The sequence below is a fragment of the Mycobacteroides sp. H003 genome (genome assembly GCF_001440135.1).
In the GTDB taxonomy this organism is placed as follows: Bacteria; Actinomycetota; Actinomycetes; order Mycobacteriales; family Mycobacteriaceae; genus Mycobacterium; species Mycobacterium gwanakae.
This window is the reverse complement of record NZ_LJYL01000019.1, coordinates 15,558-28,151: the sequence shown is the minus strand read 5'-3', so window position 1 is coordinate 28,151 and position 12,594 is coordinate 15,558. Positions and strand designations below refer to the sequence as shown.

Below are 12,594 nucleotides of genomic sequence, written 5' to 3'. Positions count from 1 at the left end.
TGTACGCGATGAATTGAGATGAACTGAGCGCCACAGACCCGAAGGAGCCAATATGCATGAGTTCGGTATCGCGCTACGGGACCGTGACTCTCACGCTATGGTTGCCGCATTGGCAAGTGACGTGACCTATCACTCCCCCGTCATGAGTACCCCGATCGTAGGCCGAGGCGTCTCCGAGCTGATGGAGATCTTGTGCGAAATCCTCACGGCTGTAGATGAACTGGAAGAATTCGGCGATGACAGGACTCGGGTTCTCATCGGCGCGGTGACTGTAGGTACGCGCTCCGGCAATGCCACCTGGGTACTACGACTCGACGAGAACGGAAAGGTCCGCGAAATATCTTGGCAAGTAAGGCCCTTCAATCTGACAGTCCAAACTCTGAATGGTTTCGCGGGCGGCATGGGATCCAGACGCGGTCGAGGTAAGCGCATTCTTGGCAGGTCCGGAAAGCCGGCCACATTGCTACTGGCCGCCGCCATCGATCAAGTAGCCCCGCTGTTGGCTCCGCCCAGCACCGCGCCGCAAGGCAAGAAATGACGTACCGGCCGTCCGCCTGCGGACTTCGACACTGACATGCTGGCAAAAAATCAGTCAAAACTCTTGCGAAACAAGAAGATACACCCGCCGTCCAGGCCCCGTCGCCGGGACAAAGTGATCTGAATCATAGAGAAAAAAGGTGTGATTCCCGATATAACCGACTATTCAATTTACGATTAATGGCTTATCGTAAACGTACTTGGTGTAGTCGGCGCCGCAAGAGACCGAAGCAGGTGAGCTACCAATGTGTAGGTTCGGTGTACCGAAAGCCTTCCGCGCCCGTACCCCGATTGAGATACGTTTAGGCGCAGGACATCTCGAAGCCGTTTCGAATCGCGGGTGCACGCCATGCCTACCGTAGCCGGATTGACCGCGTTGCTTATCCTGTTGGTGGTGGTAGCCCTATGGGCGGCCGGTGGTCATGGCGGATCGATGAGCTACTACCAGCGTGAAGTGGACCGCATGATGCGCAAGCAATCGCGGCAGGAGAAGGCGGACTTGGCAGCCCATGTCCGTCCCCGGCGAATTCGGCGCTGGGCCAACCGGCTATGGCGAGGGCGGCCGTGACACCGTCACGCCCGCGGGTGCGCCTGATCGTGGACGGCTCGCAGACGCGCCACGGTGACGTGGGTATATAGCTGCGTGGTGGCCAGCGTGGAGTGCCCGAGCAGCTCCTGAACGACACGCAAGTCCGCGCCACCTTCCAGCAGATGCGTTGCGGCGCTGTGCCGCAGACCATGCGGGCCAATATCCGGCGCCCCGGGCACGGCGGACATGGTTTGATGCACCACGGTGCGAACCTGACGCGGATCGATACGCCGGCCACGCGCACCCAGGAGCAGCGCAGCCCCCGAGCCCGAGTTGGCGAGATCCGCCCGACCGCGCTCCAGCCACGCCGTCAGCGCATCGGCGGCGGGACCTCCAAACGGCACGGTGCGCTCCTTGTCGCCCTTACCCAAGACGCGCAACACCTTTCGCGACCTATCGATATCGTCCACATCCAAACCGCAAAGCTCACTGACCCGAATCCCGGTGGCATAGAGCATCTCCACGATCAGCCGATCCCGCAGTGCCATCGGATCATCTTGCTCGGCACCCGAATGCGCGGCTTCCATCACCGCCACGGCCTGGTCTTGTCGTAGCACCGCGGGGAGGGTACGGCGAGATTTGGGCTGTTGTAGGCGAATCGCGGGATCCGTCTTCATCAATCCGCGACGGGTCGCCCACGCGGTGAAAATCTTCACCGCCGAAGTACGCCGCGCGACCGTAGACCGCGCCGCACCCTGCCGGGCCTGAGCGCCGAGCCATGACCGCAACACCGGCAATGACAGATCAGCCAGGGATGCCTGCGGATTGGTCGCCGACAGGTGATCAAACAACGAGGTGAGATCGCCACGATAGGCCCGTTGGGTGTGTACCGACCGTCCGCGCTCCAGCGCCAGATGCTCGGCGAACTCGTCGAGAATCGCGGTCAGCTGCGGAGTCACTCCCCCACGGTAGCTTCGGCGGCCGCTAGCTCCTGCTTCCACACGCGGAAAGTCTCCTCGGTTCGCCCACGGCGCCAATAGCCCGAAATCGAGGCGGCCCACTTCGGTGCGACCCCACGTTCCTTGCGTATGTACGGCCGCAGGTTGTGCATGACGGTCTGGGCCTCGCCGTGGATGAATACCTGCACCTGTCCGGGCAGCCACTCCGCCGAGCGAACCGCCGCCACCAACGGGCGTTATCCCCCGCCAGGCTCTCATCGACCTCGTCGGCACCAGCGCCCCGGTGAACCCAGACAATCTCGACATCGCCGCGGGTGTCGAAGGCGATCTCATCCTGCGGGCCTGCCACCTCGATGAACACCTTGGCGCGGGCGCCCTCTGGAAGTGCTTGCAGCGCGACGGTGATCGCCGGGACGGCCGATTCATCGCCGGCGAGCAGATGCCAGTCAGCGGCGGGATCTGGCGAGTAGGCGCCGTGCGAGTCGGTGAGATACAGCTTGTCACCTGGCGTGGCCCGTGCAGCCCACGGGCCCGCCACCCCAGTGTCGCCGTGCACCACAAAGTCGATCGCGATCTCGCGACGGTCGGCATCTACGGAACGGATGGTGTACGTGCGCACCGTGGCCTGCATGTCGCGCGCCTGATCGATGTCGCGCGGACCCGGCCCTTCGTGGCCCTCGGGAAGGAATATCAGCTTGGCGTAGCTGTCGGTATCCGCGTTGGCCTCGAAACCGTCGAATCCGTTACCGCCAAGCACCACCCGGGTGATGTGCGGCGTCACTTGTTCGGTGCGAACGACCTGTAACTCGTGGAGCGGGCGTGCCATATCGCCTCCTGCGTCGAATCCTCCATGTCAATTGCCTTGACTATACGGAGGAATGCCCGTGAATGGGCGCCCCCGTCAGGGCAGCATGCCCCTGACGATCAGCTCTGCGGCGGCCTCGGCGTGCGCGTGCACCTGATCCGGATCGAACACGGCATCGCCGAAGACGGTACGAGCCAGCGCTCCGCTACTGAACAAGGCGGCGGTGCCGGACGTGATGAGAAAGAAGCTGGTCTGCAGCGGCACATCGCGCAGTTCGCCTGCCTTGACCGCCTCCTCGTACACCGGCCCGAGCCGTTCCTGCATGGGGATGACGTAGGCCTGACAGATGTGTTGCAGCCGCTCGCTGTCCTGGCCCGCCTCGATGTCCATGATCCGGATCAATTCGGGGTGTTCGGCCGCGAAGATCACAAACATCTTGATGAATCGTTTGATCCGCTCCGCAGAATTCAGGCTCTCGTCGTCATCTGCCAGCACCTTGTCGATGATCGCCTGAAATCCCCAGTCGACGGCCGCATACCACAGCTGTTCCTTGGACGAAAAACGTTGATGTAGCAGGTTATGGCTTACGCCCAGCTCGCGATTGAGGGTGCGCATCGACATGCCCTGATAGCCATGCGTGGCGAACGCTTGCAGCGCCGCGGTGAAGATCGCGTCGGCCGACACTCCCTCGCCGCCTTTGCGCGGCCGGCCACGAGGGCGCCGCGTCAACTCACCCGTTTCAGTCACGAAATCCGCCACATCCTTCCTTCCCAACCATCATCCCCCACTAGCTGGCAATCGCGTTCAGGCCTTCCGCACAACGGTCATGATCTTTATCGGGATTGCCGAATACCACCGTTACGGCCGGGCATACTGGCGCGATGGATACCTGGTTGTGGATCTGCGCCGGTGTGCTCGCCGTGGTGCATCTCGGCGCGGGCGTGTTCAAACTGATCACCCCGTATGAAAAGATCGCCGCCAATCCCAACCTCGCCTGGGCCACCGATTTCAGACCTCACGTGGTCAAGGCGATCGGCGGGCTGGAAGTGCTCGGCGGAATCGGCGTGGTGCTCCCGCACGCCACCGGGATCGCCCCGGTGCTGAGTCCGCTTGCCGCTGCCGGACTCGCAGTGTTGCAGGCGGGGGCCTTTGGTGTTCATGTCCGCCGCAATGAATGGAAATTGACCATGGTCAACGTGATCCTCATCGTGCTTGCGGTATTCGTCGCGTTCGAGTGGTACGCGTTGTCGACCTCCGGACAGTGACTACGGCGCACCCACGAGATTGGTCTGCGCGCTGCACAATTCGCTCATATATGCGGCGAAGGCCTCAGCTTCCGGCGTGGCGCCCTTCTCTCTCCACACCAGCGTGAGGCGCCCACGCATCACCTCATCTGACAGGTCGATCTGGCGAACTCGGTCCAGACGATCAGCAGGAAACTCGGGCGTTACGGCAACGCCCAGATCCCGGGTAGCGAGGTGATTCATCATGTCGATTGAGCTCGTCTCGAAGGCGATGTCAGGAACGAATCCTTGTGCCAGGCAAGCCTGATCAAGGATTGCCCGAATCCCGGACCCCTGCGGATGACTGATGAGCGCACGGTTGCGCAGATCCTCAAGACTGATCGACGCATGCGATGCCAAGGGGTCGTCGCGATGGACGACGGCCACGATGTTCTGTTGGGCGAGAGGCTGCTCGCGTAACAGCGGGGGCGTTGACGAGCCCTGCCTGACCACGGCGACGTCGAGTTTGCGTTCTAACAACCCCGCCGTGAGTTGATCCGATCGCGCTTCGGTCAGTGTGATCGACACTGCCGGATGCGCTTGGTGGAACGCGGCCAAGGCATCGGCGAGTAACGGCAGCGGATGATCGAGCGTTCCAATAGCCAGATGCCCACACAGGACGCCCGCCATGGCGCTTGCGGTCGACCGTATCTTGCCCACGGTCTGAAGTGCCGTTTCGGCGAGCGGGAACAACATCTTGCCAAACTCGGTCAGCTTGAGTGCTCTGCTCGAACGGTCGAAAAGCTCGTGACCGAGCTCCCGCTCCAGTCTCCGGACCTGAGCACTTACCCAAGGCTGAGCGACATGCAAAGCCTCCGCGGCGCGGGTGAAATTCGAGTGTTCGGCGACCGCGAGAAAGTACTCAAGCTGCCTCAGTTCCATAGCGAATCACCCACAGGCCAGACAGGAGTTCCCGCGGTTGACAAGGCAGGGTCAGTAGTTGATAAGCCAAAGCGGCCCGAACTTGGCCACTCCCAGCGCGATGAAAAGGACCGCAATGATCATCGCCGTGGCGAGGTCGTTCATGTGCTCGATGGGGCTGCTCGATTCAGCCTTGTGGGACTCGTAAATCTGAAATCCGGGCTCCATGCCGCGCTTCCTTCCTACTTTGGTTGAACAACTGTTCTGGAAAATCGATCTGGCAATGCAACCGGAAGGGATCGCCGTATCACTCAACCGAGAATGGTCTTGCGATCCGAGTGGAAAAATGTGACGAGTGTCGTTGCACCACATATTAATCCGACGGTGAGTATCACCTTGGATCCGCTGTAGACCGAGGCAATGACCCCGCCCGTGGCAGCACCGAGGATGAACGACAGGTAGAGCATCGCGTACCCAAGCCATTCAAAGACCGAACCCTTGCCAAAGAGATGGCGTTCGATTCCTTGCCCCAACTTGACCACGGTTCCCGTGACGTAGCTCAAGGGAATGGCGGTTTCACCCTTCTTCACAAACGACGTGTTGAGCGCTCCAATCGAGAAGGCCAACAACAAAATCGGCGTGAAATGCACGTCAATGTTCGCCGTGAAACTCCGGTCCTGATAGAAGTCAACCGCGGCAGCCGCGAGGAGACCCACCGTGGTCAGCACCGTCGCACCGTGCGGATGATTCTTCCAAAATTTTCTCCGGCAGAAGGAGGCGACGATCACCCCGAACAGGAAGGCGCCGATCATCGAGATAGCGGCAATCGGACCCGCACCCGCCACCTGCTGTTTGTCGGTGACCTTGAACCACGTCAGCACCGCACGTTCGGTGTTTCCGGTCATGAATGTCACGAAGTAGCCTGCGCTGTGCAGGAAGGCGACCGCGCCGACCATGCCCGCAAGTCCCGAAAGCAGCCACGAAAGCCTAGCCTCGCTGCCGATTGCGGCCTCACGAGTTATGACGGCATCGGCGGTCTTAGACACCACGGCATCGCCCTTGCGATCGTCCATTTCCACGTCATCCTGAGATCTGTTATCTAAAGTCATGGACCCGCTGCTCTTCCGGTTCATGGTGGCCAACTCAGGACTTGTCGATGTCGCCGACGTGGCCGTGCAGGACGATGCGTCCGTCGGCGAGTTTGTAGGTCAGGTACACGATGGCGAGCTTGTTGGCCTCAACGGCATCGGCGACCACCTGGGAGCGCTGCAGCAGTTTGATGCCGGTCTCCTCCACGTGGCGGGCCTCGAACTCATCAATCCGGGACAGCCCATCCTTGCGGCCACCCAGGATCGAGGGCATCACCCGCACCACCAAGTCCCGGATATGCCCGCCGGGCACCTCGCCGCTATCCAGGGCGGCCACCGTGGCCCCCACCGCGCCACACGAGTCATGACCCAGGATCGCGATCAACGGCACACCCAGCACCGCCACCGCGTACTCGATCGAGCCCAACACCGCCGAGTCGATCACCTGACCGGCGGTACGCACGATGAACATATCGCCAAGGCCCTGATCGAAAATGATCTCCGCGGCCACCCGGCTATCCGAACAGCCGAACAACAGCACATCAGGGCTCTGACCATTTGCCAGCTCAGTACGACGCGCGATGCTCTGACTCGGATGCTGCGGAAAACCACCCACAAAACGCTCATTGCCCTCTTTGAGCGCCGTCCACGCGGACTTCGGATCAGATCTCATATTTCCTTCATACCCTACCGGGGTATCGCATGCCTGTGATCTTCAACACATAGTTGACTTCTATCAACCAACCGTTGATCATCGAGACATCAAAAGATACCCCGTGGATCATCGAAATATGGACTGCTGAAAGCGAATTCGTCGGATCGCAGATTCGATAACCGACAGTGACAGCCCTGGCAGACCTCTCCGGTGGGCGTCGCAGTCATTGAAAGCACCCAATTCCAATATGCCTGGATTCGGCGGAGGCCGCAACGCCGATCCTCAATCGGTTGGCAATCGTCCACTGCCACAACACACTCGAACGCCTTGTATTTCCTTGCGCTTTGGGTACCCCCCTCAATCGAAAGCCGCAGCTGCGCAGACTCTTTCAGTACCTGGACAATACGAAGCCACGCCCGGATAAGCAGGCCCAAATATTCACAGGAAAAACTCAGACTGCGGCACTTCATAAGAAATCGTTCTAGCTGTCAGACAAAGCCGATGATGGCATTGGCGAACTACTTCGCTGCACCATGGAAAGGGGCCACCGGACATCCCGCTCGACGAAGACGAGAGATGCGTGAAAATGTCACGCACACAGGACGACACGTGGGATGTATCCGCGAGTGTCGCGATGAAGCATCGCACACCGGACGTACGCCGCGTTCCTTCCGCCAGACCATCGCCGATATGTCCGCTTAGTGTCAGGGTCATCGGGCTCGGCCGCGGCGTCTAATCTTCCAGCCACCGTCCGCGTCCACCACCAATTCCTCAAGTTCGAGGATCGCCAGTGCGCCCTGCACCTGGCCGCTGGTCAGTCCCGACTCGGCAATCAGCTGTTGAATCGAGGCGCTGCCCCGTCCGGGCAATGCGTCGTAGACCCGCTTCTCGTCCTCGCCGAGCCCGTCGACAATGCTGGCGGGGCGTTCTGGATCGGCCGCGAATTCGCCCAATCTGCCGGCCAACTCGATCACATCTTGTGCGCAGACAACGAGCCGCGCACCGCGCTCTGCAATCTCGACATGGGTACCCGCCGACGCCGCCGATGTGATCGGCCCGGGCACCGCGCCGACGGGCTTTCCAAGCCCGCGCGCCCATGCCGCGGTATTGGCGGCACCGCTGCGCACCCCCGCCTCGACCACCACGGTGGCGCCGGAAAGTGCTGCCACCAATCGATTTCGGGTGAGAAATCGATATCGCGCAGGCCGCACTCCCGGCGGGTACTCGCTGACCACCAATCCGTGTCGAGCGATTCGGTAGAGCAGCCCGGAGTGAGCGGACGGGTACGGCACGTCTACACCGCCTGCCAGCACCGCGACTGTGATGCCCTCGCAGGCCAGTGCCGCCCGATGCGCAGCACCATCAATGCCGAACGCACCGCCCGATACCACCGCCATCTCATGGGCCGCCAAACCCGATGCGAGTTCGGCCGCTACATGCTCGCCATATCCGGTGCAGGCGCGCGTACCGACGAGTGCTGCAGCCCGTGACGTGACCTCTGATAGGGAGTGCTCACCAAGTACCCAGAGTGCCAGCGGCGCTCGTCCATTGGGCATGCGTTTCGTATCGAGCGTTGCGAAATCCTGGAACTGCCACCCTGGCCATTCCGGATCATCGGGTGTCACCAAGCGCCCACCAAGGCGGGCCAGGGTCTCCAGATCCTGGCGACTGCTGTCGATGTCGTGGCGGGACTGCACGATGGTGCGCACCCTGTCCGGTACCGCCAAGCGCCGGACGCGCTCTGCCGTCTCCTGCACGCCGAACACCGACACCATGGCCGCGAGTTCCGCGCAGGGCGCCTCAGCCACCCTGGATAGGTAGGCCCAATCGGGCGACACATCGCTCATCGTTTATCGCGAAACGTCAATGCGAGCTTGACATCCTCGGTGCCCGGGAAGTCACGCCCGCCGAGGTCGGCGAGAGTCCACGCGACACGTAGGCATCGGTCCAAAGCGCGAACACTGATGAGCCCGCGTTCCATGGCGTTACGCAGCGGCTCCATAACCGTCCTCGACGGTCGAAACTCCTTACGCAACAGCGGACCGGGGGCATCAGCATTGACACGGAATCCATAAGCCGACCATCGCTGCGCCGCCCGCTCACGCGCCAAGAGGACACGCTCGCGCACAAGCACCGTGCCCTCGGCAGCCTCGCTGAGCGCGCTTTGGCTGACCGGGTGCATCTTTACCCGAAGATCCACCCGATCGAGAAGCGGACCGGACAACTTGCCCAGGTAGCGACGACGTACCGGAGCCGGACACGTGCAGTCTCGCGGGTTCGCCGGCGCGCACGGGCACGGATTGGCCGCCAGTACCAACTGGAATCTGGCCGGGTACACGACGACGCCGTCACGGCGCGCCAACCGAATCTCCCCATCCTCCAACGGCGTACGCAGTGCCTCCAGTGCGGGCGTCGAGAGTTCGGCGCATTCATCGAGAAACAACACGCCACGGTGAGCTCGACTTACCGCGCCAGGCTTGGCGATACCGGAGCCGCCGCCGACGAGAGCCGCGACGCTCGACGTGTGATGTGGCGCCACGAACGGTGGCTGGGTGATCAACGGCTGCTGCGTCGTCAACAGACCCGCCACCGAATGGATAGCCGTGACCTCAAGTGCCTCGCTATCGGTCAGCGGTGGCAGCAGCCCCGGTAATCGTTGCGCCAGCATTGTTTTGCCGATGCCTGGCGGACCGGTCAGCATGAGGTGGTGAGCGCCCGCCGCCGCCACCTCGACCGCGAATCGCGCATCGGCATGTCCAACAACGTCCGCCATGTCCGGCATATCGCTCTTGCATGGCACGTCCACCGGCCGCACCGGCTCCAGCTCGCCATCAGCACACAGCCAGCCCGTCAGTTGCCGCAAGGTCCGAGCACCCAGCACCTCGATACCGTCGACCAAACCCGCCTCCCCTAGATTCGCCTCGGGTACCACCACGGTTGGCCACCCGTCGCGTTTGGCCGCCAGCACTGCGGGGAGCACTCCGCGGATCGGGCGCACGCGCCCGTCGAGCGCCAACTCCCCTAGTAACAGGCTCTTTTCCAGCCTCGTCGGCGGGATCGCGTTACCGGCCGACAGCACGGCGGTTGCCAGCGCCAGGTCATACACCGATCCCATCTTCGGCAATGTCGCAGGTGACAGCGCCAAGGTCAGACGCGACGACGGCCAGGTGAACCCGCAGTTGGTGATCGCCGCGCGCACACGGTCACGAGATTCCTGCAGTGCGGCATCGGGCAGCCCGACCAGGTGCACACCGGGGAGCCCAGCACTGATATCGGCCTCGATTTCGACCGTTTGGCCGGTTACCGCCTTGACCGCAACGGAATAAGCTCTCCCTAGGGCCATCTCAGCTCACCCCGCGGATGTGGGTGATCGCCGGTCCCGAGCCGCTCAACCGCACTTCGATGACATCGATACGCACGGCCACCCACGAACCGTCCTGCGCCGCCAGCCAGATGCCCGCAAGCCGCCGCAGCCTACGTAACTTGGTGTGCGTCACGGCCTCCGCAGGTGTTCCGAACGCGCGGCCGGTACGTGTCTTCACCTCAACAAAAACCAACGCTTCGCCGTCGGCTGCGATGATGTCCAATTCTCCGTACCGGCACCGCCAATTGCGATCGAGGACCGTGAAACCGTCCTTGCTCAGGTAATCAGCGGCGAGATCCTCTCCACGGCTGCCGATCTGTGCACGTGTGCTGGTTGTCATGGCCACACCATCTGCGCCGGTGCCGACACAGGCTCAGCTGAGATGCCTCACGGTGGAGAGTTATCCACATTCCGGCGTTCCTCCACAGGACGGCGGCCGCAGGCGGCTCCTACCGCGGGTCTGGACGGTGCTCACACAGAGAACCAGGACTTCGATACATCCGGCGCGTGGTCGAGCGCCTACTGCGTTAGGGCAGTCCGCCCACTAGTTCCACATCTTGACCGGATGAACCACCGGCGCAACCTTGCCGATCGCACCCGTTGCGGGTCCCGGCAGGTCCTTGGAGTTGGGGGCCGACTTGATCTCGACGTCGTCCGTCGCGGTGCACACGTCCTTGCTGGCCTTCGATGGCGCACAGTGCACACCAGGCGCAGCCACCGCGACGGCTGGCGAGCCCAACGGCAGGGCGACCACAATTGCCGGCGCAATCATCGCCATCGCCCTCAGCAAAATACCCATCGGCCGAGAATGGGACACGCCCACGAGATCCGCAACTCGAACGATGTCCTGCTGGCGAGTAATTCCCATCACAGCCGGCCAGAATCTGTCAGGCCTGGAGGGGCAGCGCCCAGCAAACCATGGCCGCGACCTAGCGCGGCGCGTTGCCCTCGAGCCGATCAAGTAGCGATTCGAGCGCCTCTTCGAACTCTGTCGCGCTGTGGTCTTCACTGAGCTGTTGCTGCATCCGCTGCAGATTCGGGTAGTTCGAAAGGCTCCGCAGCGTCTTCTCGGGCAGCTCGTCTTCTACCGGACTCAGCGAGACGCCGCGTGCTGAAACCTCCAGGAGCAGCTGGCCCAGCAGGAAGGTGGTGTACGCGCGATAGGCGGTCACTGCTCCCCGGTCGTCGAAGCCATAGGAGATCAGTGTGTCCAGGAAGGTCTCCATCCACTTCATGCTCCGCAGCGGCGGCCGAACCCATGGGGCCTCCGGTGGCCGGGTCGCCAACGTCGGAAACAGGTGCGGGTGATCGATGGCAATCGCCCGCACCCCATGCGCGAGCCGAACGAGATAGTCCTGCCAACCGTCTTCCTGCCGTCGGGCAGCGAGTTGATCGTCGTACAGCTTTTCGACCAAATGGTCCACAATGCCGCCGAGTAGGTCCTGGCGGCCATGGACGTGGCGGTAGAGGGCCATCGCTTCGACGCCGCAGGCGGAACCGAGCCGCCGCATCGTCAGCTGATCCAACCCATCGCGGTCCACCAGCGCGATCGCGGTATCAAGGATTTCCGCACGGGTCAGCGATCGTGGGCGGCGCCCCTCCGGGGTGCCTGCACCTGTTCGGTTGTCCGTCTCGTCCACTGCGTCGGTCACTCCCACCGTGCATTTCGGGGTTCGGGTTATGACGGCGTTCCCGTGGCGGCTTTGCCGTCCTCCACGACGGTACCTCTGCCAGCTAAACAGCTGGCCAGCGGCTATTTGTTTACAAAGTAGTTTACGTGGTACACAACCCTTGCTACGGTGGATTTGGTCGCCTCACGACGAGGCGACATCGAGCGGTTGCACCGCGCACGCACTGAAAAGGAGCGACAGATGAGCGATGACAACAAGGACAGCGGTCTCGAGGCCGGGATCAAGGGCGTCGTCGAAGACGTCAAGGGCAAGGCCAAGGAAGCCTTCGGCAAGCTGACCGATGACGAGTCGCTGGAGCGCGAAGGTCAGGCGCAGCAGGACAAGGCCGAAGCCCAGCGTGAGGTAGCCACCAAGGAAGCCGAGGCCGAGAAGGCCCGCGCCGAGGCTGCGGTGCATCAGGCACGCGAAGACGCCGAGAAGTAGCAACACACCGCACAGCAGCCCGCTCCACTCCCACGAGAACCAGGAAACCACAAATGATTTCACCTCTGGCCGCTGATGTTGCGGCAGCTCACCTCGGCTTTGGCATCGGCTGGATCGCATGGATCGTGATCGGCGGCCTCGCCGGATGGGTGGCCAGCAAGATCATGGGCACCGACGCCCAGCAAGGGCTCCTGCTCAACATCGTGGTGGGGATCGTGGGCGGGCTGCTGGGCGGATTCTTGCTGAGTCTGCTCAACGTCGGCACCTACGGCTTCGGCTGGATTCTGACATTCGTCACTGCACTCGCGGGCGCCTGCATTCTCTTGTTCCTCGTGCGCCTCGTCAGCGGCAGGCGATGAGTAGCAACAGATCTCAGCAGTCCACAACAGAAGGAGCCCT

Annotated in this window: 16 protein-coding genes and 1 pseudogene; 5 read left to right on the top strand and 12 right to left on the bottom strand. The window is 62.3% G+C overall.

What is annotated here, in order from left to right; genetic code table 11:
* The first annotated feature begins 97 nt into the window (after positions 1-97).
* Together AOT87_RS12780 and AOT87_RS12775 are read left to right on the top strand one after the other, a co-directional pair.
* The gene (locus tag AOT87_RS12780) at positions 98-538 is read left to right on the top strand and encodes a hypothetical protein (RefSeq protein ID WP_131727642.1); all 441 of its coding nucleotides are present in this window, start codon (positions 98-100) and stop codon (positions 536-538) included.
* A 348-nt stretch (positions 539-886) separates the two neighbouring features.
* Positions 887-1,105, top strand: coding sequence for a hypothetical protein (locus AOT87_RS12775; RefSeq protein ID WP_057969601.1), 219 nt, complete (start codon positions 887-889; stop codon positions 1,103-1,105).
* 5 nt (positions 1,106-1,110) lie between these two features.
* Here the strand turns inward: AOT87_RS12775 and AOT87_RS12770 are convergent, their stop codons facing one another.
* The 3 genes and pseudogenes from AOT87_RS12770 to AOT87_RS12760 form a co-directional block, all read right to left on the bottom strand.
* Positions 1,111-2,025, bottom strand: coding sequence for a tyrosine recombinase XerC (locus tag AOT87_RS12770; protein ID WP_109398757.1), 915 nt, complete (start codon positions 2,023-2,025; stop codon positions 1,111-1,113).
* Positions 2,022-2,851, bottom strand: a pseudogene (locus AOT87_RS12765) (siderophore-interacting protein). Before AOT87_RS12765 ends, AOT87_RS12770 begins: the two are co-directional and overlap by 4 nt.
* Before the next feature lie 75 nt (positions 2,852-2,926).
* The gene (locus AOT87_RS12760; protein ID WP_057966672.1) at positions 2,927-3,514 is read right to left on the bottom strand and encodes a TetR/AcrR family transcriptional regulator; all 588 of its coding nucleotides are present in this window, start codon (positions 3,512-3,514) and stop codon (positions 2,927-2,929) included.
* 197 nt (positions 3,515-3,711) lie between these two features.
* Between AOT87_RS12760 and AOT87_RS12755 the strand changes: the two genes are divergently transcribed.
* A complete protein-coding gene (locus AOT87_RS12755; protein ID WP_057966671.1) occupies positions 3,712-4,095 on the top strand; it encodes a DoxX family protein in 384 nt (127 codons plus the stop codon).
* Here AOT87_RS12755 and AOT87_RS12750 read toward each other — a convergent pair whose 3' ends face one another.
* From AOT87_RS12750 to AOT87_RS12715, 9 genes are all read right to left on the bottom strand, one after another.
* Positions 4,096-4,995 (bottom strand): LysR family transcriptional regulator, encoded by a 900-nt coding sequence (locus AOT87_RS12750; protein WP_057966670.1) that lies wholly within the window; start codon positions 4,993-4,995, stop codon positions 4,096-4,098.
* Between the two features lie 51 nt (positions 4,996-5,046).
* Complete coding sequence (locus AOT87_RS28375) at positions 5,047-5,202, bottom strand: hypothetical protein (protein WP_044103995.1); 156 nt, start codon at positions 5,200-5,202, stop codon at positions 5,047-5,049.
* Between the two features lie 83 nt (positions 5,203-5,285).
* Complete coding sequence (locus AOT87_RS12745) at positions 5,286-6,107, bottom strand: YoaK family protein (protein WP_057966669.1); 822 nt, start codon at positions 6,105-6,107, stop codon at positions 5,286-5,288.
* Between the two features lie 10 nt (positions 6,108-6,117).
* On the bottom strand, positions 6,118-6,735 hold the full coding sequence (locus tag AOT87_RS12740) for a carbonic anhydrase (RefSeq protein ID WP_057969131.1): 618 nt from the start codon (positions 6,733-6,735) through the stop codon (positions 6,118-6,120).
* Positions 6,736-7,427: 692 nt separating this feature from the next.
* The gene (gene dprA / locus AOT87_RS12735) at positions 7,428-8,564 is read right to left on the bottom strand and encodes a DNA-processing protein DprA (RefSeq protein ID WP_057969132.1); all 1,137 of its coding nucleotides are present in this window, start codon (positions 8,562-8,564) and stop codon (positions 7,428-7,430) included.
* Positions 8,561-10,060, bottom strand: a complete 1,500-nt coding sequence (locus AOT87_RS12730; RefSeq protein ID WP_057969133.1) for a YifB family Mg chelatase-like AAA ATPase — start codon at positions 10,058-10,060, stop codon at positions 8,561-8,563. The genes dprA and AOT87_RS12730 overlap by 4 nt, the downstream gene beginning before the upstream one ends.
* Position 10,061: 1 nt before the next feature.
* A complete protein-coding gene (locus AOT87_RS12725) occupies positions 10,062-10,421 on the bottom strand; it encodes a YraN family protein (protein ID WP_057969134.1) in 360 nt (119 codons plus the stop codon).
* Between the two features lie 204 nt (positions 10,422-10,625).
* The gene (locus AOT87_RS12720) at positions 10,626-10,880 is read right to left on the bottom strand and encodes a hypothetical protein (protein ID WP_234795854.1); all 255 of its coding nucleotides are present in this window, start codon (positions 10,878-10,880) and stop codon (positions 10,626-10,628) included.
* A gap of 130 nt (positions 10,881-11,010) precedes the next feature.
* Positions 11,011-11,721, bottom strand: coding sequence for a TetR/AcrR family transcriptional regulator C-terminal domain-containing protein (locus AOT87_RS12715; protein ID WP_044104081.1), 711 nt, complete (start codon positions 11,719-11,721; stop codon positions 11,011-11,013).
* A 231-nt stretch (positions 11,722-11,952) separates the two neighbouring features.
* Here AOT87_RS12715 and AOT87_RS12710 point away from each other — a divergent pair, with 231 nt between their 5' ends.
* On the top strand, positions 11,953-12,195 hold the full coding sequence (locus AOT87_RS12710; RefSeq protein WP_046255897.1) for a CsbD family protein: 243 nt from the start codon (positions 11,953-11,955) through the stop codon (positions 12,193-12,195).
* Positions 12,196-12,248: 53 nt separating this feature from the next.
* Positions 12,249-12,554, top strand: coding sequence for a GlsB/YeaQ/YmgE family stress response membrane protein (locus AOT87_RS12705; protein ID WP_030094029.1), 306 nt, complete (start codon positions 12,249-12,251; stop codon positions 12,552-12,554).
* The last annotated feature ends 40 nt before the right edge of the window (positions 12,555-12,594 follow it).